Raw genomic sequence first — 26873 nt, 5'->3', positions numbered from 1 at the left:
GCACAGGGGCAACGCTAATAGACCACTAACAATTCAAGGAAAGGCCAACGCCCCAAGAACACAGACAGCAAGCGCCGCGCAGGCAAAAAACCAATCAAAAGGCCAACGCCGTAGGCAACCAAACACCACCCCCAATTAGTCAGACAAAAAACAACGGGTTTCCCCTCCCCTGCGGAGCAAAGCAAAACAAGCCGTAAACACAGTCAGCAACAAGCCACTCGCTGCAAGCGAAAAAGCAAAGAGCGAAAAGCGAAGTGCCTACCCTGACCGACCACCTCGCGAAAGCGAAAGCAAAAGCGAAAGCAAAAAGCCCATTGCTATGACTCTGAACAAAAAACTAGCCTCAATGATCGCGGTCCTCTGGACCGGCCTGATCCTGATCGGCGGCTTCGGCGCATGGCAAAACCGCGCCTCGATGATCTCGGATCGCCGCGATCAACTCGTCGCGCTGATCGACCAGGCCAATCACATCGTCAATCGCTACTACACCCTCGCCCAGCAGCACACGATCACCGAAGACGAAGCCAAAAAGCAGGCGCTCGAAACGATCGCCGCCATGCGCTACGGCAAGGACGGCTATATCTCCGTCAACAACTCGCAATCGGTCATGCTGATGCACCCGATCAAGCCGGAACTGGTCGGCAAGAACATGGCGCAATTCACCGATCCGGCCGGTAATCATCTGTTCACGGATATCGTCACCGCAGGCAATCACGACGGCGGTGGCTATGTCGACTATCTCTGGGCCAAACCCGGCAGCGACAAACCCGTGGCGAAAACCAGCTTCTCGCGCCACTTCGAGCCGTGGGACTGGTATCTGGTCACCGGCATGTACATGGACGACGTGCAGCGCGCGTTCTACGCCAACCTGCTGCGCTGGCTCGTCATCACCCTGACGCTCGGCGCGATCGCCACAACCGTCATGCTGCTGGTGTTGCGAAGCATCCGCCGCACGCTCGGCGGCGACCTCGAAGTCGCGGTCGAAGCGGCTCAACTGATGGCGAGCGGCAACCTCGCCACGCGCGTGCCGCTGCAAGCGAACGACACCGGCGGCAGTCTGTTGCACGCGCTCCACACCATGCAGGCCGGTCTCGTCGATACAGTTTCGCGCGTGCGTCTCGGTACCGACAACATCAATATCGGCGCAACCGAAATCGCCGCCGGCAACACGGATCTGTCGCAACGCACCGAGGAACAGGCTGCGGCGCTCGTCGAAACGGCGTCGAGCATGGATCAGATGACGGTCAACGTGAAGCAGAACGCGGACAGCGCCCTGCAAGCGGCACAACTCGCCGGTCAGGCGGCGGATGTGGCCACGCGCGGCAGCCGCGTCGTCGACGACGTGGTCCGCACGATGGGCGAAATCACCAGCAGCTCGCGGCAGATCGGCGACATCATCGGCGTGATCGACGGCATCGCGTTCCAGACCAACATCCTCGCGCTTAACGCCGCGGTTGAAGCGGCTCGCGCGGGCGAACAGGGTCGCGGTTTCGCTGTGGTCGCCGCGGAAGTGCGCAGCCTCGCGCAGCGCTCGGCCACGGCCGCGAAGGAAATCAAGGCGTTGATCGAAACGTCCACCCATACCGTCGAAGCGGGTGCGTCGCTGGTCGCTAACGCCGGTTCGACCATGGGCGAGATCGTGCAGTCGGTGCGCCGCGTGAACGAAATCCTCGAGGAAATCAGCAACGCGTCGCGCGAACAGAGCGCGGGCATCGAACAGGTCAATCGCGCAGTCGGCGAAATGGATCAGGTTACGCAGCAAAATGCCGCGCTGGTCGAAGAAGCCGCCGCCGCAGCCCATTCGCTGAAGGATCAGGTGGGTGTGTTGCGCGAGGCAATCTCGAGCTTCGCTTTGCCGGCCTGAGGCCGCCGGCTCTTTTCAGGCAGCGGGACACGAGCAGAAAAGAGGCGCACAAAAAGAAGGCGCTCAACAGGCAGAGAGCGCCTCTTTAACACGCCGCGTCGGAGTCGACGCATTAATCGAACGAGCCAGCCGCGCGGATTTTCAAGTCCACGCGGCTTTTTTGTGGCCGCCTGCGTTTGCGCCTGTGCATGCGCCGGCTACGTCTTGCGGCTACGGCTATGCCCGTGTCTGCGACGGCGCCCCGTTCAACGAACGCTTACCCCGCCCGATCCCGCAACCAGGTTAAGCCGAATTTGGCATCGCCGAATTCGGCTTAAGGCATTTTCATCATGATCCGCCGCTTCCGATAATGGCCGCTTTTTCAACGCGCGCCTCGCGGCAAGCTCCCATGTGGGCCTCCCCTCTCGCGGCGCCATCCCACCAAGGCTCGCCGTCATGTTGCTCCACCTCCTCTACCTCGTTGCGATCGTCGCCGAAGCCATGTCCGGCGCATTGATGGGCATGCGCCGCGGTATGGACCGCTTCGGCCTGTGCCTCGTCGGCACCGTCACCGCGCTCGGCGGCGGCACAGTGCGCGACGTGCTGCTCGGTCACTATCCCCTTGCATGGATCTCGCATCCAGATTACGTTCTTATTACAATCGGGGCAGCGTCGGTTGCCGCGGCCAGCGCCAAATGGCTGCGCAACTGGCAACGGCTGTTCGTCACGGTCGACGCGATCGGCCTGATCGCGTTCACGGTTATCGGTTGCGACGTCGCCGCGACGCTGGACGTGAGCCCGGCGATCGTCGTGCTGGCCGGCGCGATTACCGGCGTGTGCGGCGGCATGCTGCGCGACCTGCTGTGCAACCAGATGCCGCTCGTGTTGCGTGAGGAGTTGTACGCCAGCATCGCACTCGGCGCAGGCGCGCTGTACGTCGCACTACAAGCCTGCGACGTGGCGCCGGCGCAGGCTTCCATCGTGGTGCTGGCAGTCGGTTTCGCAGTGCGCATGCTGGCCGTGCGGTTTCGTTGGCAATTCAAGGTATTCACCGCCGCCGATTCCGGCGGCGCAGGCTAATCCCGCTGCACGCCACGCGCGTGTGGCTTTCGCTCGAGGAGCACGCTCGACAGTCACGCGCAACGGGCCACCGGCGTCGCCGGTTTCTCGCCCTCGCACTGCTGTTCGTTATCCGCACCCATGATCCAAAAGAAGAAATCGCAGTCGCACGATCCGTACGCGCCCGTCGCGAAGAACCAGTTGCTGGCCGCGCGCCTGCCCATGTGGCGTTCGAAACTTGTCGTCCTGCTGGTGTTCGGCGCGTTCGCGTCGCTGGCGGCGCGCGCGTTCTGGGTGCAGGTGGTCAATCAGGACTTCTACGTCGATCAGGGGCAAAAGCGCTATCAGCGCACGCTCGAACTCGACGCAACGCGTGGGCGAATCGTCGACCGTAACGGCTCGATGCTCGCCGTCAGCCTCGCGACCTACGAGATCTGGGCCTCGCCCAAGCTGCTCGACGAAGCCTCGTTCGCGCCGCTTTCGAAGCTGCTCGACCTGCCGCTGGCGGAACTGCGCCGGCGTCTGAACGGCGACAAAACCTTCGTGCTGCTCAAGCGCCAGGTGGATGCCGACACCGCCGATCATCTCAACAAACTGGGTCTCGCCGGCATCACGCAGATCGCGGATTCAAAGCGCTTTTATCCCGAAGGCGAATCGGCGGCGCACGTGGTCGGCTTCACGGATATCGAGGACAACGGCCAGGAAGGCGTCGAGCTCGCCGCCAACGAACAACTGCTCGGCGTGCCGGGCCAACGCGAAGTGATTCGCGACCGCCTGGGCCGGGTGGTGTCCGAGACCCGGCCGCTCGTGCCCGCGCAGAACGGCGACACCATCCACCTGACGATCGACCGGCGCATCCAGCAACTCGCCTACGCGCAACTCAAGGACGCCATCGCCAAACATCACGCCGAGGCCGGCAGCGTGGTCGTGCTCGATGCGCGCAACGGCGAGATTCTCGCGCTCGCCAACTATCCGAGCTTCGATCCGAACGACCGCGCGCGGCTCACCGGGCGGCAACTGCGCAATCGCGCGGTCGTCGACACCTTCGAGCCGGGCTCGACGATCAAGCCGGTCGTCGTCGCGCTGTCGATCGACGAGGGCAAGGTGCGGCCGCAAAGCATCATCGATACCGCACCGGGGTGGTACAAGATCGGCCCGGCAGTGATTCACGACACGTCGAATCACGGCGCGATGACCGTCGCCGAAGCCGTGCAGAAGTCGAGCAATATCGCGCTCGCCAAGCTCGCCCTGAATCTGCCCGCCGAAAAGATCTGGAACAAGTATCAGGAATATGGGCTTGGGTTGAGGCCCGAGTTGACCTTTCCGGGCGTCGCGTCGGGCAAGGTACGTCCGTACAAGCGCTGGCGTCCGATCGAACAGGCGACCATGGCGTATGGCTACGGCCTGTCCACTTCGCTACTGCAGATCGCGCAGGTCTATACCGCCTACGCCGGCGACGGCACCATGCATCCCGTGAGTCTGTTGCGGACAGACAAAAACGCGGACGGGACCGCGAGCGCGAGTAGCGCGGCGCAGGCCATGGATAAGGGCCATGCAGTCACAACGCCCGCCACCGCGCGCGCAATCCGTTCGATGCTTGAAATGGCCACCGGCGCTGGCGGCACAGGGCGCGCAGCGGCGGTGGAAGGCTACCGGATCGGCGGCAAAACCGGCACGGCGCGCAAACAGGTCGGCGCGACTTACGCGAAAAACCGTTACCGCGCGCTGTTTGTCGGCATGGCGCCGATGAGCGACCCGCGGCTGATCGTCGCCGTGATGATCGACGACCCGGCCGGCAAGGCGTTCTATGGTGGGACGGTGGCCGGGCCGGTGTTCGGCGCGGTAACGGGTGGAGCGCTGCAATTGCTGGGGGTGCCGCCGGACGCGTGAGGATCCGCTACGCCGTGAATCGCGCCGCGCCGTTCCAGCAGCGACGGTTAGCGTGGCGCGTTATCGCTGCCCGCTTTCGCCAAGGCCTCGATGCGGTTACGGCCATTGCGTTTGGCCTGGTACATCGCCCGATCGGCTTCTTCCATCATCGCGTGGCCGAGCGCGGGCGCGTCGGCAGGCGCACCCGTAATCGTGCGCGCCGCCACGCCGATCGACACGGTCAACGCGATGCGTTCGCCATGGTCGTCCTGCAAATCCAGCCTTTCGACAGCCAGCCGCACGCGCTCGGCGACCGTCAGCGCATCGGCCCGATCGCCTTGCAGCAGCGCGGTGAACTCTTCGCCGCCGTAGCGCGCCACGGTGTCGCCCAAGCGCACCTGCTGCCGCACGCACGCCGCCACTGCCGCCAGCGCGCGGTCGCCGGTCTGATGGCCGTAGGTGTCGTTGATCCGCTTGAAGCTGTCGATATCGATGAAAAGACACGCGACCGGCACGCCATACCGGACCGCGCGCATGATTTCCTCGCGCAGCCGTTCATCGAAGTAGCGGCGATTGGCGAGGCCGGTCAGCGAATCGGTCATACCGAGTTGCTTGAGCCGCTCACGATGCGCGACATTGTCGAGACTCGCCGTGACGATGCTCGCAAAGCGCTCCAGAATATCCGTAGCCATGCCTTCAGCGAAACGCGCCGGGTCGTCGCTGCACAGGCATAGATAGCCGCTGACAGTGTCGCCCGCGGCAAGCGGCAGCAAGATCGCGCTCGCCGGCGTGTCGGCGTCGCCGAAGAATGCGCGGCGCACCGTTTCATCCAGTTGGCCAAGCTTGCCCAGCCATGGTCGTCCCTCGTCGCACAAACCTTGGGCCGCAAGCCCTCCTTCGCGTGACGTTCTCAGATTGGTCTGGTCGAGCGCATCCAGAGCGCCCGGATCGAGCAGTTCGAGCAGCATCGGCGCGCGGTCGTCGAGCCACAATGTCACGCTCGCCAACGAGAACTCCTTCGGCAGATGGCTGAACAGCGTGTCGAGAAACGACGCGAAATCCTGCGCGCCGATCAACCTCAACTCGACGTTCTGGAAGCGGCGTAGCGTGCGCTCGTTGTGCTGCACAGTATCGACGAGCGAGCGCAGGCGGTCTGAAAGCGGCGTTTGAGCGAGATTCGTCACGTTATTGATGCGGGCCCGGAGGCGAAGCGGGGTCGGCGGCCCCAACCGCTGTAATAACGGCCAATTCCGCGAGGTCTTGAGGGTTGGATCGCCACGTACGCAAATCAGCGCTTTAACGGGGCGATCAGGCAGAGGAATCAAGCGCGGGAATTTTGAGCGTGATCTTAAGTTTGGCTTAATTCTTACCTGTAACTATGGCATCCAACATCCCCTGTTGAGCCGCCAGAACATCGGCGGCGCTTTTTTTCTCAAGGGATGTCGCCGACGCGCCGATAGATGGACAGCATGCCTGCGAAGAAGGAGTCAAACGATGGTGGAAGACACGGTATTCGAGCATTTGCGCGCGATGCCCGGCAACGAATGGGTGCGCCAGATCCACTCGTGCAAGGTCTCGGATCCCTTGCAGCCCCCTTGGGGACGCTCGTACAGACTCGTCGAATGGACCATGAAGCACACCCCCGAATCGAGCCGCCGCGTGGTGCCGGCGGAAAGCACGCCACTCGAAATCGCACAGGCGGTTGTGTCGCACATTCCGGGGCGCCGCTTCTGCCAGCACGGCGACGATTAATCCCGTTGCCGGCAACCTGCCCTCAGTTTTTCGCGCTCTTCGCCATTTCTTCCTCAAACAGGGCGAATTCCTCCACTGCGGCCTTTGCGACACTCGGCCGCTGCATCAACCGCTTGTAGTAAGCCGCCACCGCCGGCCATTGCGACAGATCGATGCCGCCATGCGACGCCCAGTTCAGCACGGTGACCAGATACGCGTCGCCCACGCTGAACGCGTCGAGCAGATACTCGCTTTGCGCCAGATGATCCTGCAGAACGCCTAGCCGCAACGCGGCCTTGTCGCGCGCATAGCGCTTCACGTCTTCGGGCGCGCGCGCATCGAGCAGCGGCACGAACACCGCCTTGTGCAACTCCGTACTGATAAAACCCAGCCATTGCTGCAAGCGCGCGCGCTGTGCCGTGCCCGCGGCAGGCGCGAGCCGTGCGGCCGGAAAATGATCGGCCACATACGGCAGGATCGCCGTGTTTTCGGTCAACAGCCAGCCTTCGTCCGTACGCAGCACCGGCACCTGCCCGAGCGGACTGATCGGATAGAAGTCCGAGCCGTCCGACAACTGTTTCGACTTCGTGTCGACCTGAATGAACCCAGCCTGCGCCCCCGCCTCGTACAACGCGATTCGGGTGGCCAGTGAACAAGCGAGCGGCGAGAAGTACAGATCCATGGGGAATCCCCTGTCGTTGGTGTTTTTGTACTATATTGCATATAAATCACTTCCGCCATATTTTTATGCAGACCAGTACAAAAAAAGAGGTCCGCCCGCGCGGCCGTCCGCGTGCCTATGATTCCGACCAGGCGCTCGCCGATGCAAGAGACGTGTTCTGGCGCAGCGGCTATGCGGGCACCTCGCTGGATCAACTGAGCACCGCGACCGGTATGAACCGCCCGAGTCTGTACGGTGCATTCGGCGACAAACATGCGTTGTATCTGACCACGCTCGAACGTTATATCGAGGCCGGCCGGCTCGCGATGGTTCATGCACTCGGCGAAGACCTGCCATTGCCGCAGGCCCTGCTGCGCGTTTATGACGGCGCGCTCGCGTGGTACCTGCCCGCCGACGGCGATCCGCTCGGCTGCTTCATGATCGGTACCGCCGCGGTCGAAGCGGTGGATGACGCCGAAGTCCGCGCAGCGCTAGCCGAGGGATTGCGCACCTACGACAAGGCCTTCGAGAAACGCTTAAAGCTGGCGCAGGCCGCAGGCGAACTGGCCGCCGATGCGCAACCGCCCCTTCTCGCAAAGATCGCATCGGCGATTTTGCACAGCCTCGCGTTACGCGCCCGCGCAGGCGATTCGCGCGCGTCGCTGCGAGCGACGGCGGTTGCAGGGGTGGCGTTGATATGTGGCAATGCGGGCGCGTTACCTGTGCCGGCAACGGGCAAAACCACAGCGAAGGGACGTGGACGCTAGGCGGAAGGGGTTCGCTCGCGTCGTTCGGTTTCCGTTCAGATCACGGGCGGCCGAGGGTAGCCGGGCCTTTGCAATGCTTGACAGTCACGGCGAACGTTTATGCCTATGATGCGTTGATTCGCCCGACACGTCATGGTTTCGACATGAACTATCCGTACGACGTACTGACCGCTGCCTGTCTTTTCATCATCGTGATCTCCAGCTCCATCATGCTCGCGCTCACCTGAGCGAGCGTTGTAACGCCCCCTGCTGTAGGGGGTGCGAGCAGGTCAACGCGCGCTACGCGGTTCCGTAAAAAGACGGGATATACTGTACATATATACAGTACTTTTCGTCTGAACAATGCGCCTCCCTCCCTTCGACCCTCCCACGCTCGCCGAACTGCGCGCCTGGTGGCGCACGCGCGACGAGCAGGCCATCCAGCGCCTCATCCTCGAGATTCAACGGCAGCGGCTCACGCTGCTGGAGTTGCGCAACCTGATCGACAGCGGCGTCCAGCAGGCGCGCGCCGCCGACCGCACGCTGGTCGAACGCGGCGAACCATTAATGACGTTACGCATACGGATCGCGCAGGAAGTGCTGCGTGTGGGTGATATCGACGATACGCGGCAGATGAGCCGCGCCGAACAGGAAAAGCTCGCCGTGCGCACCGAGGGCCAGATGGAATACGCGCGCGAAGGTCGCCTGAGGCGGCAGCGTCGGAATATCTAGTTCGAGTGTCGCAGCGTGTTTCCGCGCACTCGAACGAGAAGACGGTGCGCAGCCGGCTCAATGCCGCTGGGTCAGCGCGTTTGCGTGGCGACGCGCAGGCCGAGCGAAATGAACAGCACGCCGATGATCTTGTTTTGCCAGCGGCCAAGCCATGTCAGGCGCTTGACGAGTTTGCCCAACGGACGAATCGTCAGCACGATCAGCGTTGTATAAAGCGCGCTCATGCCGACGAAGATCAGTCCGAGCGTCGTGAACTGCAGGAACGAAGAACCATGCTCAGGGCGAACGAACTGCGGCAGGAACGCGAGGAAAAACAGCGCGGTCTTGGGATTCAACACTTCGGCAGGGATCGCCTGAAAGAAGGCCTTGGAAGCGGATACCGGCGCAACTGCCGGCACATGCGCGCTCGCCTGCTTTTCGCGCAAGGCGCGAATGCCAAGATAGACGAGATAGGCGGCGCCGACGAATTTCACGGCATTGAAGGCGAGTGCCGACGTCATCAGCAAGGCCGACAGGCCAATCGATGCAGCTAACGTGTGGATGAAATCGCCAACGGCGATGCCGAGGCCGGTGAGTATGCCGGCCTTGCGCCCACCATGCACCGTGCGGGTCAAAACCAGCAGCACGGCCGGACCGGGAATCAGAAAGAGCCCGAGGACAACGGCAACGAAGGTTCCTAGCGTAGAAAGATCAAGCATGTCGTCTCCTGGGTGGCGCGCCCGGTTCAGCGGACAGGCGCGCGTTCAGCGGACGATTGTAGATCGTTCGGCGATTCCCCGCCGACGATCCGTTACCATTGCGGGCACAGGGCCGCATACGCTCCACATGCGGCGCGCATTTTTTCATCCACTGAAGTCTTTGCCTTGCCCACCTACACCTTGCCCGCGCCGCTCTCCGCGGAACTCGAGATTCGCAAGAGCCGTTTCATCGCGCACGCGATACCGGTCGCCGACCGCGACGCCGCGATGGCCGAGTTGCGGCGTCTGCGCGAGGAGCATCCCGGCGCGACGCATGTCTGCTGGGCGCTGCTGGCAGGTGGCCAGTCAGGCATGTCCGACGACGGCGAGCCGTCCGGCACCGCGGGCCGGCCGATTCTCGAAGTGCTGCGGCATCATGATCTGGACGGCGTGCTGGCGGCCGTCGTGCGGTATTACGGCGGCGTGAAGCTGGGCGCCGGCGGGTTGGTGCGAGCGTATACCGACGCGATTGCCTCGGTTCTATTGGACGCGCCGCGGGTGGAGAGGATTGCCCAGGTAACGCTGATCGTCGAAGTGGGCTATGCCGATGAAGCGAAGGTGCGCAGATGGATCGAGGCTGAAGGTTACGGACTTGTGGACAGTGCCTACGGGATGCTGGTGAAGATGACTGTCCGCCTGCCCGTCAATGCGGTAGATGAGGCCCGGCTAGCTCTGGTGGATATGACCCAGGGGAAAGCCGGGTTTTTTTGATCACGTTGCCCTCCGAGCGGGGCTGCTTCAATCGCTCGAGAATTCCCGACCCTGATCCAGGTAATGACCCAACCAAGGACCCAACTAAGAAGATGCACGGGATCGGCTCGCTGTTACCATGCTGCTCTGTACCGGAATGACTCCACTTAAAAGGCAATTCCTCTGACCTCGACCGCCGCTTTTTCCAGCACAGCGCCCGAGTCGCCGCAACAGAGTCAGTCTCTGCGGCCGTCGCTCGGTCCCATGCGTCCGGCCCTGAGATCCGCTGTGCTCAAGGGTTGCGGCGTCGTCGCACTGCCGTTGATGCTGTCCGCCTGCTCCTGGTCGTGGTTCGGCCTGAATTGCGCACCGCGCGCAGCCGCCCATCCAACCGGCTGGCTCAGCGTCGCGCCCGCCAGCGATTTCGCCTACATGCCGGCTCGCAACGGCCAGGTTTCGCCGAACCGGATCGAAAACACGGCGATGACCGGCATCGTGCTAAAAAGCGATATCAACGAGGCCGTGCGCAACAGCATTGCCAGCAGCTTGCAGGTCGCGGGCTTTCATCTCACCGAAGACAAGAAGGTGCTGAGCGGCAGCATCGAGAAGTTCACGGTGGACGACGCGCGGTCGCCGGCGTTCTGGACGCTGAAAATGCGCTACATCGTGACCGATGCCGCGACCCAGAAGGTTGTGTTCTCAACCACCAAGACGGTCCGGCAGAAATCGCCTAAATTCACGAGCAATACCATCGCTATCGAAGACACGGTCAAGCTGAGTGTCGAAGCGTTGATCAGCGACCCAGGCTTCGTTAATTCGGTGAATTGAGCGGACGGACTGAATCGGCGCCATCCGCCGATTCGCTACAATCGGGAAATATCGAGGGAAACGCGAAAATCGCGCAGAATCGAAGCACCGCTGGCGCCTGCCGTTTCGCGTGCCCGATTCGGCAACCCTGCCCCCTTCTCCGTGCGAGCCGTCATGTCTATCACTACCTGGCTATTCTTCCTGCCCGCCTGCTTCGCGATCAACCTCGCGCCCGGCCCGAACAATCTTCTATCGATCAACGTTGCTGCGCGTCACGGCTTCATGACGGCTTTCGTCGGCGGCACCGGCCGGCTGGTCGCGTTCGCGTTGATGCTGGTGTTGGCTGCGACTGGCCTCGCCGTCGTGCTGCACGCATCCGAGTGGTTCTTTCTCGCGATCAAACTGGCCGGCGCCGCGTATCTGATCTGGCTTGCCATCCAGTTGTGGCGCAGCGACGCGCCCGCTATCGATACGATCCAGCAGGACGACGCGTCGCTCTGGCGGATTGCGCGGCAGGAGTGTCTCGTGGCGGCAGGCAATCCGAAGGCAATTCTGGTTTTCACCGCCTTTTTGCCGCAGTTCGTCGATATCGCCAAACCGATGCTGCCGCAGTTCGCGGTACTCGGCGCGAGCTTTCTGGTACTCGAATGGGTGGCGATCGCGCTGTATTCGTGGGCCGGCATGCACCTTGGCAAGTGGCTCGTTCGCGCCAAGGTTCGCCGGTGGTTCAATCGCTGCTGCGGGACGTTTCTGGCGGCTATCGGCGTGAGCTTTCTGCTGGTTCGGCGGACATAAAGCGCCTGAACTCAAAGCTTGATATTCAGCTTTCCGAATTATCTGTCCAGCAACGCCTCGGCTGTACGACGCCTTCTAGCACCGTTGAAACCCGAATGGCAGTCGGCCTGTTCCTGCAACCATAAACAATAGCTAATGCACGGTCGCAGAAACTTTAACTGTCAGTAATCGTCCTGCGCCCCTATGCTCGAAGAATGACCCGCCGCCGCGGCAGAACCATGCGCGGCATCGGACAAGCGACTTCTCATAGTCATAGGGGCGGCATCATGAAGATCTGTATCTTCGGAGCAGGAGCGATTGGCGGTTTGATGGGCGTGCAACTGGCGCGTGCCGGCGCGGATGTGAGTTTCGTCGCACGCGGTGCGCATCTTGCCGCCATGCGCGAACACGGCGCGCGTCTGATTATGGACGGCGAGACGTTCAGCGCGCCGGTACGCTCCACGTCCGACCCGCGCGAACTCGGCGTGCAAGACTTCGTGATCATCACGCTGAAGGCGCACTCGCTGCCCGGCGTAGTCGACGCGATGCAGCCGCTCCTCGGCAAGCACACGGCCATCGTTACCGGCGTCAACGGCATTCCCTACTGGTACTTCTATCAGCACGGCGGAAAATTCGCCGGCACGCGCCTCGCCAGCATCGACCCGGACGGCAGCCAATGGACCAAACTCGGACCAGAACGCGCGATTGGCTGCGTGCTATATCCCGCTGCGGAGATCGTCGAGCCGGGCGTCATCAAGCATGTGTACGGCAAGAAATTCCCGATCGGCGAGCCGAGCGGCGAACGCACGCCGCGCATTCAGCAGTTGCACGAGATCATGCAGGCAGCAGGATTCGACGCGCCGATTCGCGACAATATCCGCGACGAAATCTGGCTCAAGCTGTGGGGCAACCTTTGCTTCAATCCGATCAGCGCATTGACCCACGCCACGCTCGATATCCTCACCAGCGACCCCGGCACGCGTGCGGTATCACGCACGATGATGCTGGAAGCCAAGCGCATTGCGGATCAGTTCGGCGTGCATTTTCGCGTGGATGTGGAAAAGCGCATCGACGGTGCGGGTGCGGTCGGCGCGCATAAGACCTCGACGCTGGTCGATCTGGAGAATCGCCGTCCGATGGAGATCGATCCGCTCTTGACGGTGGTGCAGGAAATGGGCCGTCTCGTTGCCGAGCCCACGCCGACTATCGACGTCGTGCTTGCCCTCATCAAGCTGCGCGAACGGATGGCATTGCAGGGCGACTGAGATTGAGTGTCAACAGACGCTGCAGCTAACCTCTCTCACAAGCTTCAGAAAAGGATCGAACGCCACGCGTTCGATCCTTTTTTACATCGCTATTGATCGATCGCGAGCCACACTGCCTTGGGCTCGGTGAAGTTTTCAATCGCCACGTCGCCGTGCTCACGGCCAAAGCCCGAATCGCCGGAGCCGCCCCAAGGCAAGCGCACATCTGTATAGCCGTAGGTGTTGATCCACACGGTACCCGCCTTCAGGTCACGCGCGACCCGATGCACGCGACCGATATCCGCGCTCCATACGCCGGCTGCGAGGCTATACAACGTGCCGTTGGCGATACGGATCGCATCGGCTTCGTCATTGAAGCGAATCACGCTGGCCACCGGCCCGAAGATCTCCTCCTGCGAAATGCGCATTTCATGTTCGACGTTGGCAAACACCGTCGGCTCGACAAAGAAGCCGCGCTCGCCCACCCGCACGCCGCCGGTCACGAGCGATGCCCCCTCGGAGCGCCCTGTCTCGACATAGCCGAGCACGGTTTTCATCTGCGCCGCGGAGATAAGCGGCCCCATCGACGTTTCACGCGCCGCCGGATCGCCGACCTTGATCGCCTTCGCACGTGCCGCGAGACGCTCGACCACTTCGTCGTAGACGTCACGGTGAGCCAGAATGCGCGAGCCTGCCGAACATACCTGGCCGGTGTTGAAGAAAATCCCCGACGCCGCGGCTCGCACCGCATTGTCGAGATTCGCATCCGGGAAGATCAGGTTCGCCGACTTGCCGCCGAGTTCGAGCGTGACCCGTTTGAAGTTGCCGGCCGCGCCCTGCAGAATGCCGCGCCCCACGGAAGGCGAGCCCGTGAAGGTCACCTTGTCGATGCCGGGATGCGCCACCAGCGCATCGCCTACCACCCGCCCCTTGCCGGTGACGATGTTCAGTACTCCCGGCGGCACACCCGCCTCGAGCGCGAGTTCACCGAGGCGCAATGCGGTCAGCGGCGTAATCTCCGCGGGCTTGACGATCAGCGTGCAACCGCACGCCAGGGCGGGCGCGATTTTCCACATGCCGATCATCAGCGGGAAATTCCACGGTACGATCGCGGCGACCACGCCGACCGGCTCGCGCAGCGTGTACGTCAAGGCATCGGGACGCACCGGCACCACCTGGCCATTGATCTTGTCGCACCAGCCTGCGTAGTATTCGAGCGTATCGATCGCCGCGGGAATATCCTGGCGCATCACCGCCGAGATCGGCTTGCCGGCGTCCAGGCTTTCGAGCGCCGCGAGTTCGTCCAGATTCGCACGCATCAGGCCGGCGAGACGCATCAGTATGCGGCCACGCTCGGCTGCCCGTATCGCGTTCCACACTTTCAACGCGGCGCGCGCCGCGTGCACTGCGGTATCGACATCGGCTGCACTGCCTTGTGCAACCAGCGCAATCGGCTCTTCGGTCGCCGGGTTGATGTCGACGGAATATTCGCCGGTGCCAGGCGGCAAACGCTTGCCGTCGATCAGCAAATCATGGCGCCTGAGGTCGGTTTCAGTTTCCATCATGAAGCTCCTTGCTTGGGATGTTGCGTGGGCTGACCGGCAGCGGATCGGCCGGCGCCGCGCCGGAGGCAGGCGAAGCCACACCGGCGAGCGCGGCAAACTGCGCCCAGGCCGCTGCAGCGTTGGGTCTGAGGGAGCGATTGCGGCGATGCACGAGCAGCGTCGTCAGATTTATCTCGGGAGCGAGCGGCCTGCTCACCAGTGACGCGCCGGGCGCGGGCCAATGTCCATCGACGGGTAAAACGCCGACGCCAAGGCCCAATTCGACCATGCGCGACACTGCCGCAACATGGCCGAGTTCCTGCACGGGCCGTCGCTTCAGGCCGTGCGAATTGAAGGCAAGATCGAGCGCGGCGCGCACACCCGCGTCGGCATTCAACGTGACGAGCACCCACTCGTGTAATGCATGCCATGCGACGCTGGCTTGCCGCGCGAGCGGATGCGCGGATGGCATCACCACATGCAGCGGCGTCGTGAACACCACTTGCGCGTGCAACTGATCGCCGGCCAGGGGTTCCGCCACGGAGACCACGCCGAAGTCCACTTCCCCCTGCTCGACGCTCGCGAGCACGCTGCTTTGCGATTGATCCTTGACGGACACGTTCAGCTCGGGAAATGCTGACGCGCAACGCGCCAGCCCCTGCGCCACCCAACTCGACGACAACACGGGATTGCTCGCCAGCACGACCACGCCAGTGTGTCCGTCGTAAGCGGCACGCTCCTCGCGCAGCGTCAATTCGATTTCGTCGAGCAGGCGACCGATTCTGCGCTCGAGACTCGCGCCCGCATGAGTCAGTTCTACCTGCCGCGTGGTGCGGTCGAACAGCTTCAATTCAACGGCGTCTTCAAGTTCGCGCACGCAACGGCTCACCGCCGACTGCGTCAGATCGAACTCGCGCGCCGCGCGCGTAAAGCTCCGTTCCCGCGCGACGGCGACAAACACCTTGAGTTGCTGCAGCGAAACATTCATAACGTTACTGCCGGGTGTGGATGGGTCACCCTATTCCCCCGATTGCTCAGGCCAGTGGCTAAGCCGCGAGGCCTTGCTGCCGGCGACGGCCAGCACACCCTGGGGCTCGTTGTGCGCTTCGATCCAGCGCGAACGCATTGGCGCAAGAATGAACTTCGCCGAGATGCCCGCGACAATCGTGACGACGGCGGAAACGATAAAGACGAGACTCCAGCCGCCTGTGGCCGACAGCACCGAAGCAATCGGCACCAGCAGCGAGGCCGTACCCTTCGCGGTGTACAGCGTGCCCGCATTGGCCGCCGCATATTTGCTGCCGAAGGTATCGGCGCAAATCGCCGGGAAGATCGAGAAAATTTCGCCCCAGAACAGGAAGATCAACGCGGCGAACGTCATGAACGCATACGGGTTGGTGCCGTACTGCATGAGGCCGAGCAATGCGAGGCCCTCGCCGATGAAGATCACGAACATCGTATTCTCACGGCCGAGTTTGTCGGAGATGAAACCACACAGCGGACGGGTGAAGCCGTTGCAGATATTGTCGATGGAAAGCGTGGCCGTGAGCAGCGGCAGGGTCATGCCGAAGATTGTCATCGGAATGCGTGCGAGCCCCCAGTCTTTGGCAATCGGACCGATTTGCGCGGTCGCCATCAGGCCGCCCGCCGCCACCGCGACAAACGACACGTAGATCACCCAGAACACCGGTGTCTTGATCATCTGCCCCGGCGTGTAATCGACCTTGGTGACCGCGAACTTCTTCTTCGGCGCGGCTTGCAGGCGCAAGTTTGGTTTCTTCAACAGCAGCGCGAGCAAAAGTATGCTGACGCCCTGCAGAATGCCGAAGAAAAAGAAGGTGTGCTCGTAGCCCGAGCGCGTGATCATGTTGGCGATCGGAATGACCGTGACGGCCGCGCCCGCGCCAAAACCTGCAGCAGTCAAACCGGCCGCAAGACCCCGGCGGTCCGGAAACCACTTCAACGCGTTGCCGACACAGGTACCGTACACGCCGCCTGCGCCGATCCCGGCAATGACTGCTGACACATACAGCATCGGCAAGGTCGTCGCATACGAATTGATGACCCACGCGAGGCCGGCGCATACCGCGCCGCCTGCGACCACGGGGCGCGGTCCGAACTTGTCGACCAGCCAGCCCTCCACCGGCACGAGCCACGTTTCTGTGAGGATGAAAATAGCGAACGCGAGCTGAATGGATGCTTCGCCCCAGTGATGCCGCGAATTCATCGGCGTGACGAACAACGTCCATGCGTATTGCAGATTGGCCACCAATGCCATGCACATCATGCCGATGACGAGCTGCCACCAGCGGTTCGCCCAGAATGCGCGAGTCGTGGTCTGTCGAGTGATATCGTCCATGAGCCTTGTCTCCGCTATTTATTGAGTGCGGCCGGCCGTCACGCCGCACTGTATGCGTCTCACCTTATGCTTATGACCCGAACAGCCTTGCCATTCGGGAATATTTAATATTTACGTCTTTAATTCGAATTCTTTAAGGCCTGTTCCTGCCTGAATCATCGTTTTTCAGACGATTTCTTTATTCCGATCAATTAAGTATCGGCACTGCATCGACGTTTCGCCGTCTTCCTTGCTACGCCTCGAATCCAAGCGTTAACCCGAGTACTGCGCCGAGTGCTGCACCGCCAATTCTGCTTCTTATGCAGCCCCATGCTAGGGTCATTGCTGAATAACTAATAATTAAAGTTTGTTATTATGTCGATTCATATTTGCTTATACATCGGCCATGACGATGCGCAATGCCACTCTGCGGCAATTGAAGGTCTTTGAAACGGTAGCGCGCCACCTCAGCTTCTCGCGTGCCGCGGAAGAATTGCATCTGACGCAGCCCGCCGTCTCCACCCAGGTCCGGCAACTCGAGGAACACGCAGGGCTGCCGCTGTTCGAGCAGCTCGGCAAAAAAATCTATCTGACGCCGGCCGGCACCGAGATGCTTCACTACAGCCGCGCGATCATTCAGCAGTTCCACGAAGTCGACGAGGCGATGAGTCAGCTCAAGGGCGTCTCCGGCGGCAAGCTGAACGTCGCGGTGATCAGCGCCGGCGACTACTTTTTCCCGCGCCTGCTGGCCGAATTCACGCAGCGTTACGCGGGCGTCGTGCTCAATCTCGCCGTGCACAATCGCGCAGAACTGTTGCATCAACTCGCGACCAACCAGACCGATCTCGCGGTGATGGTGCGGCCGCCGCACGAAACCGACGCGACCAACGAACCGTTCGCGCCGCACCCTTATGTGATCGTGGCGGCGCCCACGCATCCGCTCGCGCACAAACGCAACATCAAGATGAGTCAGTTGGCGAGCGAGGCCTTCATCGTGCGCGAACGCGGCTCGGACACCTGGAATTCGATGGAAGAAGGCTTCGCCGGCCGTCTCTCCAATCTCAAGATCGCGATGGAGATCAAGAGCACCGAGACGATCAAACAGGCCGTGATCGCCGGCATGGGCATCGCGTTCCTGTCCGCGCATACGATCAGTCTCGAGTTGCAGCTCGGCCATCTGGTCGTGCTCGACGTCGAGAGCTTTCCTGTCATGCTCAACTGGTACGTCGTACATCGGAAGAACAAGCGCCTGCCACCGGTTGCAGTCGCCTTCAAACGCTTCCTGATGGAGGAAGGCGCAGGTCTCATCGAGAAGATCACGCGCGTGAAGGAATTGAGCGTCTATAAACAGTAGGCTATGGAAAGCCAATGAAACTTTAACTATTGCGGATTGGTCAGTATCCCTATGCTGCAAGTGAGTTTCCTTACTTGTCAGCCCAGGAGGCCGATCATGAACCACGCTGCGGTTGAGTCTCACGCCAGCACACGTACTGCACGCGCCACCGCGAACAATCCGGACGACGCCCATCTGAGCGCGTTCAACGCCGCCTTCAGCGACCTTGGCCTGCGGTTCCGCTGGGACCAGGCCACACTCGATGTGCTGAAGGAATTCAACAGCGAAGCAGCGCGCATCACCGCCTACATCGAGCGGTTTCACGCGCATCTTCACAGCGCGTACGACGCCGAGTTTCTTGCCCAGATGATCCTGAGCAAGAAAGCCTGGTACTACAGCGAATTCGCGGCGACCGGCGAATAAGGGCTTCGGCGGGACGATTCCGCCGTTCGCTCTGCTCGCCGCCCGACGCATCGGTGTATTCATCTTTGACGGCACATTGAGCGGTGAGTGGCGCGTTGGCGGACAGACCCGCGTTTTTGTACGCTCACCGTCCCAGTGTCATGCCAGCCGCGACGGTGCCGGTATGCTGCCGCGCGCACCGTGCCGGGCGTTATCTCGCGCAGCGCCCACGCCTGCTCTTCGCCGCCATGCCATTCGATGCGCGCCAACAACCCGCGCCGCTCCAGCGCAAATCCATCGCAACGTCCGGCAAACGCATGGCAGTGTGAATCGCGATCGTTCGTCGAGTACTCGCGGCTTGTCATCAGATGCGTACCGAGCGCAACGGCCAGCACGCTCATCGCAAGCAGCGCGGCGAGCCCGTACGGCTGCGCCTGCTCCGTGACGAAGCCGTAGCCGAGCCAACCACACAGTAGAAGCGCCGAGACGTTGACGATGCCATGCCCCGGACGCGCGACTTTACTCAGGTCCAGCACGCCACGCAGTTTGCAGAATGCGATGGCGGAGGTGGCGAACACCAGCGCACCGATGAAGACCGCGGCGCAGAGCTCGATACGCTCGACATTCGCCTGCGCCGCCGCCGACAGGTAGCACGCAAACCCGCCCACCATGACGGCGAGCCCCGTGCCACTGCCAAGCAACGCAACGAGCCGCGGCCGTCGCGTCATAGCGCTATCTCACACACAGCGGTCAAGGTATTGCTCAATGTGCCGATCCCTTCGATTGAGACCGTCACGGTCGCGCCGTCCTTGATCGAGCCAACGCCGACCGACGTGCCGCACGCAATCACATCACCCGGTTCGAGCGTCAAGTCCTGTGAAATCAGACTCACCTGCTCGGCAGGCGAAAACACCATATCCGCAAGCGGATAGTTCTGCCGCTCCACTCCGTCGAGCATCGTGACAAGACGTGCCGCATGCCAGTCGAAACCGGAGACGATCGAGGGTCCGATACAGCAGAACGTATCGAAGCCCTTCGCCCGGCACCATTGCGGGAAGTGCGGGCTCTCATTCAGCAGATCGGCGGCGGTCACGTCGTTGACCAGCGTGTAGCCGAAGATCGATTCCGCAGCCTCTTCGATACTCGCGTCGCGGCAGCGCCGGCCAATCACGATGCCGAGTTCGCCTTCGTAGACGATCTTGCCCGCGTAACTGAGCGGCCGACGGATCGGTTCACCCGAACCGATCACCGACCCCGCCGGCTTTAACAGAAATAGCGGATGCGCCGGCACAGGCTTGTCGAGCTTCGCCGCAAGCGCGTGAAAGTTATTCCACAACGCGACGATCTTGCCGGGCGCACAAGGCGCGAGCGGCGTGAGCGCACGTGTCGACAACACTGCGCCGGTCGGCACCGGTTGATCGAGACTTTCGTACTCGTGCAGATAACCGCCTTCCACCCTGCCGAACACGACACCACCGTCGCTCGACATGAAACGCATCCACGTATCCATACATCGCTCCTTGAGTTCTCAAATCGCGCCGGCGGTCCGCAATGCGCTGATCTGTTCGGGCGAGTAGCCGAGTTCGGTCATCACCTCGTCGGTATGCTCGCCCAGCAGCGGCGAGCGCTTGACTTCGGTCGGGCTGTCCGACAGTTTGATAGGATTGCCAACCGTCAGATACTTGCCGCGGGTTGGATGATCCACTTCGACAATCGTGCCGGTCTTGCGCAGCGACGGCTCTTCGGCGATTTCCTTCATCGAGAGAATCGGCCCGCAGGGAATGTCGTATTTGTTGAGGATCTGCATGGCCTCGAACTTGGTCTTGGTCATGGTCCACCGCTCGATCTCGGCAAAGATATCCTTCAGATGCGGCAAGCGCGCGGCAGGCGTCGCGTAGTTTGGATCAGTGGCCCATTCTTCCTTGCCGATCACGTTGCAGATCTTCGCCCACACCGGCGCCTGCGTGATGAAGTAGATATACGCATTCGGATCCGTCTCCCAGCCCTTGCACTTCAGGATCCAGCCCGGTTGACCGCCGCCCGAAGCATTCCCCGCGCGCGGCACCGCTTCACCGAACGTCCCGTTCGGATATTGCGGATACTCTTTCATCGTGCCGGTGCGTTCGAGCCGCTGCTGGTCGCGCAGCTTCACGCGGCACAGATTGAGCACGCCGTCCTGCATCGCGGCGAGCACCTTCTGACCGCGCCCGGTTAGCGTGCGCTGATACAGCGCCGTGACAATGCCGAGCGCCAGATGCAAACCCGTGCCGCTGTCGCCGATCTGCGCGCCGCTCACCACCGGCGGACCATCGTCGAAACCGGTGGTCGAGGCCGCGCCGCCCGCGCATTGCGCAACGTTCTCGTAGACCTTGCAGTCCTCGTAAGGACCCGGGCCGAAACCCTTCACCGAAGCCACGATCATGCGCGGGTTCAACTCCTGAATCCGCTCCCACGTGAAGCCCATCCGGTCCAGTGCGCCCGGTGCGAAATTCTCCACCAGCACGTCGCACTTCTGGATCAGCGCCTCGAGCACCAGCTTGCCTTCCGGGTTCTTGGTATCGATCGTGACCGAGCGCTTGTTGTGATTGAGCATCGTGAAGTACAAGCTGTCCACGTCGGGAATGTCCCGTAGTTGCTCGCGCGTGATGTCGCCGGCGCCGGCCCGCTCCACCTTGATCACGTCCGCGCCGAACCACGCGAGCAACTGCGTGCAGGTCGGGCCCGATTGCACATGCGTGAAATCGAGAATGCGCACGCCGTCGAGTGCTTTGCTCATGTCAAGTCTCCTGTCCTGATCAGTCAGTTGTGTGCAACGGTTATCGACCGACGCGCCCGCTTCGATAACGTCCGCTCGCGCGGATGTCTGGTTAGACTCGGTACATACGGTATGTGATATATCAGATTCAATCAAGCGCGATCTCAAAATGCGACTGCTTCGGGATTTCTGCCCTGAACGCCTGCCTGGCTTGCGTTGCAGCGAGATAACGCAGCTCCGGCCTGCTCGATTCGAGGGAAAACACCGAGGTGTGCTGCTTGTCTCGATCGCCTTTGATATATCACATACCATATTTCATAGACCGTCAAGCCGGGCTTAACCCCACTGCAAGGCGGTGACCAGGAAGGAAATAAATGGAGCGGAAAAGCAAAAGGCCCGCAGTGACGTGATCACTGCGGGCCTTTTGCCATTCGTTGCGCCAATCAGGCGCCTAAGCCGCCATCAATCCAGAAAATCGCAATTCGCTTCCACGAACGTCGCCAGATCGAGCGAATGCTGGCGTGTAAGACGCTCGGCCAGTTCGGTATCGCGCTGCTCCAGTGCCTCAATAATGCGCAGGTGGTCAACGATCGAACGCGACGCGCGGTCGCTTTGCGAAATGGTCATGCGGCGAATCGCCCGCACGTGGATGAAGATGTTCTTGATCGTGTCGAGAATGATCTGCGACTTCGACAGCTCGACGATCGCCTGATGGAACGCGATGTTGGCGTCGGAATACTCGGCGATGTGCTCGGCCGGCGTGGCGTCGCGGAAATTGTCGAACATGTGGCGCAGGCGGGCGATTTCCTCGTCCGTGGCGTGCAGCGTGGCAAGACGCGCCGCCATGCTTTCGAGCGCGGCCCACATCTGGATCATTTCGACGATTTCACGCTTGCTCTTGCGCACGATGTAGATGCCGCGCCGCGGCACCATGCGCAGAAAACCTTCCTGTTCGAGCAGCGTCATCGCCTCGCGCACCGGCGTGCGGCTCACGCCCAGCGATTCGCTCAACACGCGCTCGTCGAGGCGGATTTCTTCGTGAGTCCGGTAGATATCCGCGTCGGCAATGGCCTGGCGCAGCATGGCATACGCCTGATCGCGCAAGCTCACGCTCGCGCCGATCGGCTGCAACGACAACGTCAGGGGTGTGGCCACTGCTTCAGTTTGAAGTTCTGACGACATTCATCGCCTCTTGTTGAACATGCGCACGATACGGCACCACTGCGGGCGCCACTGCGGCCATTCTGCCATCCTGCTCGCCCAGGCCGACGAACCGGCCATGTTGCGCTGCAAGTTGCGCAACCGGCTGCGGGATCCACCGGGTCAGCAGAACGGTGGCGGCAGAGCCCAAACCTACAAAACCAACGGCGAGCAGCGAGAGAGGAACGAATTCCATTTGTAACTCCGAATGATTGAGTGAATAGATGACTCAATCATATGCTGCAGCGCCGCAAAAATCAATATTCCGTATGTAGTATATCAGCGACTGTTGTTTTTAGGATTGTATGCTCAAGGTAGCACGGGCAACCCGCGGGCGGTTCCTCTGCTTGTCTCAACACACAACGCTCGGTGTAAACGCGCAAAACGCGCGCTATGCGCGCAGTCGCGTTCGATGATCGCGCAATTTCACCCGAATGCGGATTGTGGGAACCGCTTCGCATCATTAACCTTCGGGGAATCCTGTGATGGGCCGCAGCGTCCCCTGCCCTGCATCTGCCGCGCGCTTCCAGACAGCACCCAAGAATTCGAAGGAGACACCGTCATGAGTACCACTATCCCGAGCGCGCCGAAAACGGCCATCACCGACAACCGCCCGGCGCGCAGCCAGGCACGCAAAGCGGCGCTCGGCAGCTTTGTCGGCGCCGTAGTCGACTGGTACGACTTTCTGCTGTATGGCATCGTCGCCGCGCTCGTTTTCAACGCCGAGTTCTTCCCGAAGGTCAGCCCGGCGATGGGCACGCTCGCCGCATTCGCGACCTTCGGCGTCGGCTTTCTGTTCCGGCCGCTCGGCGGTTTCGTGTTCGGCCACTACGGCGACCGGCTTGGACGCAAGCGCATGCTGGTCCTCACGGTGATGATGATGGGCCTCTCCACCGCGGCAATCGGTCTGCTGCCGGCTTTCTCCAGCATCGGCTGGTGGGCGCCGGTGCTGCTCGTCACGTTGCGCGCGATCCAGGGCTTCGCGGTCGGCGGCGAATGGGGTGGCGCGGCCTTGATGGCGGTCGAAAGCGCGCCGGAGAAGAAGAAGGCGTTCTACAGCAGCGGCGTGCAGGTCGGCTATGGCGTGGGTCTGGTGCTCGCGACCGGATTGGTCGCGATCATCAGCCGCTCGATGGACAACGCGTCGTTCCTGAGCTGGGGCTGGCGCCTGCCTTTCCTGTTCAGTGTGGTGCTGGTGCTGATCGCGCTGTGGATCCGCTCGAGCATGGAAGAATCGAAGGAGTTCGTCGAGAAGGTCGGCGAACGGGGTGAACGCAGCGTGCGGCTGCCGATCGTCGAGGCCCTGCTGAAACACCCCAAGGCTTTCCTGCTGATCATCGCGCTGCGCCTTGCCGAGTTGTTCACGATGTATATCGTGACCGCGTTCGCACTGAACTACTCGACGGCGAATCTGCACATGCCGCGTGAGTTCTTCCTCTCGATCGGTCTGCTGGTCGGCGCGGTGAGCTGCGTGACGATTCCGTGCTTCGCGTGGCTGGCGGACCGCTTCGGCCGCCGGCGCGTGTACATCATCGGCGCGCTGGTCGGCATGTTCAGCGCGGTGCCGTTCTTCCTCGCGCTCGAAGCCCGCTCGACGGTGTGGATCGTGATCTTCGCCGTCATGCTCGCCAACGTCGCCCACGACATGGTCGTGAGCGTGCAGCAGCCGATGTTCACCGAACTGTTCGGCACCGAGTACCGCTATAGCGGCGCGGGCGTCGGTTATCAGGTGGCGAGCGTGGTCGGCGGCGGCTTCACGCCGTTTATCGCAGTGGCGCTGGTCAGCTTTGCCGGCGGCTCCTGGCATCCGGTGGCGGCGTACCTGGCGATCGGCTGTCTGATCTCGGTACTGGTGGCGGCGAAGATGAAGACGGGGCGCACGGTCGCCTGATTCCTGCCGATGAGGATTGCGACGGGCCGGCGTGGCAAAGGTGCCACGGCCGGCCCGTTGGCTTTTGAATGAATGCTGGATTTCTGGTGTTCGTGCCGCACTGCCGCAATTCGACAGATTACGGTCGCATTTCATCAGGCTAATGCCTTATGCATTTGCATCTCATATTGCAAACGCCAGGTTCGCGCCCTATCGTTCGACGGAACAAGTTTTGTCTGAATTTAGCGCCCGTCATATGAAATAAAAATACATATATCGAGGCCACATGAATCAGCAATTTTTACGTCGCGACGCTAAAGCAACGCGTATGAAACGCCGATAACAAAGCATTCGTCACACCGGAGACCGACCATGAGCAGTATCACCGAGCCGAGCGGGAATTCAGGCTCTACCCCATTCTTTTCCAAACAGGCCACCGTTGCGAAGCCGGGGTTTTCGCGCTGGATGGTTCCGCCCGCAGCGCTCGCCGTTCACCTGTGTATCGGTCAGGCGTACGCCTTCTCCGTGTTCAACGGTCCGCTGACGAAAGTCATCGGCATCACGCAATCCGCCGCTGACGACTGGTCGCTGACCTCGCTCGGCTGGATCTTTTCGCTGGCGATCGTGTTCCTGGGTTTGTCAGCGGCGTTTGCCGGCAAGTGGCTCGAGCATGTCGGCCCGCGCCGCACGATGTTCACCGCTGCGTGCTGCTTCGGCGGCGGCTTCCTCGTCTCCGCGCTCGGCGTGCACCTGCATCAGATCGCGCTGCTCTATCTCGGCTACGGCGTGATCGGCGGGATCGGACTCGGCCTCGGTTACGTGTCGCCGGTGTCGACATTGATCCGCTGGTTCCCGGACCGTCGCGGCATGGCGACCGGTATGGCGATCATGGGCTTCGGCGGCGGCGCGATGATTGCCGCGCCGTTGTCGGTAGCATTGATGAACCACTTCCGCAGCGCGACCAGCATCGGCGTGGCGGAGACCTTCGTCGTGCTCGGCATTGCGTACTTCATCTCGATGTCGATCGGCGCACTCGCGATTCGCGTGCCGCCGGCGGACTGGAAGCCGGCCGGCTGGACGCCGCCCGCGACCAGCCAGAAGAAGATGATTTCGCGTAACCACGTGCACATCGATCAGGCGTTGAAGACGCCGCAGTTCTATCTGATCTGGCTGGTGCTGTTCCTGAACGTGACGGCCGGCATCGGCATTCTCGGCCAGGCGTCGGTGATGATTCAGGAGAGCTTCAAGGACACCGTGACGGCTGCCGCAGCGGCTGGTTTCGTCGGCCTGCTCTCGCTGTTCAACATGGGCGGCCGTTTCGTGTGGGCCTCGGCTTCGGACTGGATCGGCCGCAAGAACACCTACTTCATCTTCTTCGCGCTCGGCGCCGTGCTGTACTACCTCGTGCCCGGCTTCGCGGCTTCCGGCCAGATCGCCCTGTTCGTGCTTGCCTACTGCGTGATCCTGTCGATGTACGGCGGCGGCTTCGCAACAGTGCCCGCGTATCTCGCGGACATGTTCGGCACGGCGTTCGTCGGTGGCATTCACGGCCGTCTGCTGACTGCCTGGGCCGCGGCGGGTGTCGCCGGTCCGGTGCTGGTGAATTACATCCGTGCGTATGAAGTGGCGCACGGCGTGGCAAAGGCGGACGCCTACACGATGACGATCCACATCATGGTGGTGCTGCTGGTGATCGGTTTCGTCTGCAACCTGCTGGTCAAGCGTGTCGACGACAAGCATCACATGACTGACGCACAACTCGCCAAAGGCGCCTAAGGAGACTCGCATGTCGACCGTTCAAGCCGTTCATCCGACCAACAAGGTCAAGCTCGCCGTCTTCTGGCTGTATGTGACACTGCCGCTGGCATGGGGCGTGTTCAATACGCTCTCGCAAGCGATGAAGCTGTTCAAGTAAGTGTTGAACGGCACCCCGCACGATGCAATGTGCGAGGTGCCAGCAAAGCTTTTCGACGCGCGCGCAAGTTGCGCGCGTTCTCCTACCCTCCGCCTCCGGCTACTGCGGGTACCCCGCACCGCCGCCGCTTCAGATCTTCTCGAACAGCACGTCTTGCGCACCTTCCCACAACACCTTGGTGCCGAGTTCGCGCAGCTTTTCCTTGCCTTCGACGATGGTCAGAAAGTGATTGCCCGCGAGCTGACCCAGCTTGCTTGCGAAGCAGCACGAGCCATATGCAAGAATGATCTCCGTTTCGCTGTAGCCGCCCGGATAGAACAGGATGTCGCCCACCGACGGATGGCTCGTGTGATTTTCGAAGCCGACTGCCACACCGTCGTTTTCGAGTTTGAAGTCGCCGAGCGGCACCCAGCAGCCCTCGCCGCTCCAGCGCACGTGAATGATCTTCTGACGGTACGGCAGAAGCTTCAGAAAGGCGGCCACCGTTTGCGGCGCGTCGGGATGCGTTTCGGCGGTAAAGACATGGCCGCAGGAGGTGATTCGGAGTCGGGTCATCGCTAGATATCCGGTGTGAAGGGTTGAGTGGAGAGGTCGGTCAGACGCCGGCTCGGGCCAAGCCGTCG

28 protein-coding genes are annotated in these 26873 nt (G+C 61.8%); 16 read left to right on the top strand and 12 right to left on the bottom strand.

All coding sequences use genetic code 11. From position 1 onward, the window contains the following. Positions 1-319 precede the first annotated feature (319 nt). The 3 genes from M0D67_RS10800 to M0D67_RS10790 all read left to right on the top strand — a co-directional run bounded on the left by M0D67_RS10800 (position 320) and on the right by M0D67_RS10790 (position 4792). Complete coding sequence (locus tag M0D67_RS10800) at positions 320-1864, top strand: methyl-accepting chemotaxis protein (protein WP_266238795.1); 1545 nt, start codon at positions 320-322, stop codon at positions 1862-1864. A gap of 435 nt (positions 1865-2299) precedes the next feature. Next, complete coding sequence (locus M0D67_RS10795; protein ID WP_154563600.1) at positions 2300-2923, top strand: trimeric intracellular cation channel family protein; 624 nt, start codon at positions 2300-2302, stop codon at positions 2921-2923. A 120-nt stretch (positions 2924-3043) separates the two neighbouring features. Beyond that, positions 3044-4792 (top strand): penicillin-binding protein 2, encoded by a 1749-nt coding sequence (locus M0D67_RS10790; protein WP_266238794.1) that lies wholly within the window; start codon positions 3044-3046, stop codon positions 4790-4792. Positions 4793-4839: 47 nt separating this feature from the next. Here the strand turns inward: M0D67_RS10790 and M0D67_RS10785 are convergent, their stop codons facing one another. Continuing rightward, a complete protein-coding gene (locus tag M0D67_RS10785; RefSeq protein ID WP_168435828.1) occupies positions 4840-5955 on the bottom strand; it encodes a diguanylate cyclase in 1116 nt (371 codons plus the stop codon). Between the two features lie 310 nt (positions 5956-6265). Between M0D67_RS10785 and M0D67_RS10780 the strand changes: the two genes are divergently transcribed. Then, positions 6266-6523 carry a DUF2866 domain-containing protein gene (locus M0D67_RS10780; protein ID WP_093632986.1) on the top strand — a complete coding sequence of 86 codons (258 nt, stop codon included), beginning with the start codon at positions 6266-6268 and terminating at the stop codon, positions 6521-6523. 22 nt (positions 6524-6545) lie between these two features. Here M0D67_RS10780 and M0D67_RS10775 read toward each other — a convergent pair whose 3' ends face one another. Then, complete coding sequence (locus M0D67_RS10775) at positions 6546-7184, bottom strand: glutathione binding-like protein (protein WP_266238793.1); 639 nt, start codon at positions 7182-7184, stop codon at positions 6546-6548. 65 nt (positions 7185-7249) lie between these two features. On the opposite strand from M0D67_RS10775, the gene M0D67_RS10770 reads away from it, so the two are divergent. The 3 genes from M0D67_RS10770 (at position 7250) to M0D67_RS10760 (ending at position 8641) form a co-directional block, all read left to right on the top strand. Beyond that, a complete protein-coding gene (locus M0D67_RS10770; protein ID WP_154563595.1) occupies positions 7250-7930 on the top strand; it encodes a TetR/AcrR family transcriptional regulator in 681 nt (226 codons plus the stop codon). Between the two features lie 68 nt (positions 7931-7998). After that, the gene (locus tag M0D67_RS10765; protein ID WP_154563593.1) at positions 7999-8157 is read left to right on the top strand and encodes a hypothetical protein; all 159 of its coding nucleotides are present in this window, start codon (positions 7999-8001) and stop codon (positions 8155-8157) included. A gap of 115 nt (positions 8158-8272) precedes the next feature. After that, complete coding sequence (locus M0D67_RS10760; RefSeq protein ID WP_154563591.1) at positions 8273-8641, top strand: hypothetical protein; 369 nt, start codon at positions 8273-8275, stop codon at positions 8639-8641. A 71-nt stretch (positions 8642-8712) separates the two neighbouring features. On the opposite strand, the gene M0D67_RS10755 is transcribed toward M0D67_RS10760, so the two are convergent. Next, positions 8713-9339 (bottom strand): LysE family translocator, encoded by a 627-nt coding sequence (locus tag M0D67_RS10755; protein WP_154563589.1) that lies wholly within the window; start codon positions 9337-9339, stop codon positions 8713-8715. 165 nt (positions 9340-9504) lie between these two features. Between M0D67_RS10755 and M0D67_RS10750 the strand changes: the two genes are divergently transcribed. The 4 genes from M0D67_RS10750 to M0D67_RS10735 all read left to right on the top strand — a co-directional run bounded on the left by M0D67_RS10750 (position 9505) and on the right by M0D67_RS10735 (position 12914). After that, positions 9505-10089 (top strand): YigZ family protein, encoded by a 585-nt coding sequence (locus M0D67_RS10750; protein ID WP_266238792.1) that lies wholly within the window; start codon positions 9505-9507, stop codon positions 10087-10089. Between the two features lie 243 nt (positions 10090-10332). After that, positions 10333-10896, top strand: a complete 564-nt coding sequence (locus M0D67_RS10745; protein WP_266238791.1) for a hypothetical protein — start codon at positions 10333-10335, stop codon at positions 10894-10896. 153 nt (positions 10897-11049) lie between these two features. Next, positions 11050-11670: a LysE family translocator gene (locus tag M0D67_RS10740; protein WP_154563583.1), complete on the top strand. Its 621-nt coding sequence runs from the start codon at positions 11050-11052 to the stop codon at positions 11668-11670. Positions 11671-11936: 266 nt separating this feature from the next. Then, positions 11937-12914: a 2-dehydropantoate 2-reductase gene (locus tag M0D67_RS10735; RefSeq protein WP_266238790.1), complete on the top strand. Its 978-nt coding sequence runs from the start codon at positions 11937-11939 to the stop codon at positions 12912-12914. An 89-nt stretch (positions 12915-13003) separates the two neighbouring features. Here M0D67_RS10735 and M0D67_RS10730 read toward each other — a convergent pair whose 3' ends face one another. Genes M0D67_RS10730 through oxlT form a run of 3 tightly spaced genes read right to left on the bottom strand, consistent with a single transcriptional unit; the run spans position 13004 to position 16796 of the window. After that, positions 13004-14455 carry an aldehyde dehydrogenase family protein gene (locus M0D67_RS10730; RefSeq protein ID WP_154563579.1) on the bottom strand — a complete coding sequence of 484 codons (1452 nt, stop codon included), beginning with the start codon at positions 14453-14455 and terminating at the stop codon, positions 13004-13006. After that, complete coding sequence (locus tag M0D67_RS10725) at positions 14445-15425, bottom strand: LysR family transcriptional regulator (RefSeq protein ID WP_266238789.1); 981 nt, start codon at positions 15423-15425, stop codon at positions 14445-14447. The genes M0D67_RS10730 and M0D67_RS10725 overlap by 11 nt, the downstream gene beginning before the upstream one ends. Positions 15426-15455: 30 nt before the next feature. Beyond that, the gene (oxlT, locus tag M0D67_RS10720) at positions 15456-16796 is read right to left on the bottom strand and encodes an oxalate/formate MFS antiporter (RefSeq protein ID WP_266238788.1); all 1341 of its coding nucleotides are present in this window, start codon (positions 16794-16796) and stop codon (positions 15456-15458) included. A 385-nt stretch (positions 16797-17181) separates the two neighbouring features. On the opposite strand from oxlT, the gene M0D67_RS10715 reads away from it, so the two are divergent. Together M0D67_RS10715 and M0D67_RS10710 are read left to right on the top strand one after the other, a co-directional pair. Continuing rightward, entirely contained in the window at positions 17182-18129 is a 948-nt protein-coding gene (locus M0D67_RS10715) for a LysR family transcriptional regulator (RefSeq protein WP_154563573.1), read from the top strand. 96 nt (positions 18130-18225) lie between these two features. Continuing rightward, on the top strand, positions 18226-18531 hold the full coding sequence (locus M0D67_RS10710) for a hypothetical protein (protein ID WP_266238787.1): 306 nt from the start codon (positions 18226-18228) through the stop codon (positions 18529-18531). Between the two features lie 59 nt (positions 18532-18590). Here M0D67_RS10710 and M0D67_RS10705 read toward each other — a convergent pair whose 3' ends face one another. From M0D67_RS10705 to M0D67_RS10685, 5 genes are all read right to left on the bottom strand, one after another. Continuing rightward, positions 18591-19238, bottom strand: a complete 648-nt coding sequence (locus M0D67_RS10705; protein ID WP_266238786.1) for an NAD(P)(+) transhydrogenase (Re/Si-specific) subunit beta — start codon at positions 19236-19238, stop codon at positions 18591-18593. Further along, positions 19235-20020 carry a fumarylacetoacetate hydrolase family protein gene (locus tag M0D67_RS10700; RefSeq protein ID WP_266238785.1) on the bottom strand — a complete coding sequence of 262 codons (786 nt, stop codon included), beginning with the start codon at positions 20018-20020 and terminating at the stop codon, positions 19235-19237. Before M0D67_RS10700 ends, M0D67_RS10705 begins: the two co-directional genes overlap by 4 nt. A gap of 18 nt (positions 20021-20038) precedes the next feature. After that, positions 20039-21286 carry a formyl-CoA transferase gene (gene frc, locus M0D67_RS10695; protein WP_154563565.1) on the bottom strand — a complete coding sequence of 416 codons (1248 nt, stop codon included), beginning with the start codon at positions 21284-21286 and terminating at the stop codon, positions 20039-20041. 441 nt (positions 21287-21727) lie between these two features. Beyond that, positions 21728-22447, bottom strand: coding sequence for a GntR family transcriptional regulator (locus M0D67_RS10690; protein ID WP_266238784.1), 720 nt, complete (start codon positions 22445-22447; stop codon positions 21728-21730). After that, the gene (locus tag M0D67_RS10685; RefSeq protein WP_154563560.1) at positions 22425-22661 is read right to left on the bottom strand and encodes a hypothetical protein; all 237 of its coding nucleotides are present in this window, start codon (positions 22659-22661) and stop codon (positions 22425-22427) included. The genes M0D67_RS10690 and M0D67_RS10685 overlap by 23 nt, the downstream gene beginning before the upstream one ends. A gap of 366 nt (positions 22662-23027) precedes the next feature. On the opposite strand from M0D67_RS10685, the gene shiA reads away from it, so the two are divergent. The 3 genes from shiA to M0D67_RS10670 all read left to right on the top strand — a co-directional run bounded on the left by shiA (position 23028) and on the right by M0D67_RS10670 (position 26250). After that, the gene (gene shiA, locus M0D67_RS10680) at positions 23028-24356 is read left to right on the top strand and encodes a shikimate transporter (RefSeq protein WP_266238783.1); all 1329 of its coding nucleotides are present in this window, start codon (positions 23028-23030) and stop codon (positions 24354-24356) included. A 351-nt stretch (positions 24357-24707) separates the two neighbouring features. Next, a complete protein-coding gene (locus M0D67_RS10675) occupies positions 24708-26111 on the top strand; it encodes an OFA family MFS transporter (protein ID WP_266238782.1) in 1404 nt (467 codons plus the stop codon). A 10-nt stretch (positions 26112-26121) separates the two neighbouring features. Beyond that, positions 26122-26250, top strand: a complete 129-nt coding sequence (locus M0D67_RS10670) for an oxalate:formate antiporter (RefSeq protein WP_093633004.1) — start codon at positions 26122-26124, stop codon at positions 26248-26250. 129 nt (positions 26251-26379) lie between these two features. Here M0D67_RS10670 and M0D67_RS10665 read toward each other — a convergent pair whose 3' ends face one another. Further along, a complete protein-coding gene (locus M0D67_RS10665) occupies positions 26380-26805 on the bottom strand; it encodes a DUF3830 family protein (RefSeq protein WP_154563554.1) in 426 nt (141 codons plus the stop codon). Between the last annotated feature and the right edge of the window lie 68 nt (positions 26806-26873).

The sequence above is a fragment of the Paraburkholderia sp. SECH4 genome (assembly GCF_030511745.1).
In the GTDB taxonomy this organism is placed as follows: domain Bacteria; phylum Pseudomonadota; class Gammaproteobacteria; order Burkholderiales; family Burkholderiaceae; genus Paraburkholderia; species Paraburkholderia madseniana.
Note: the sequence above shows the minus strand (reverse complement) of the source record. Positions and strands in the feature narration are given on the sequence as shown.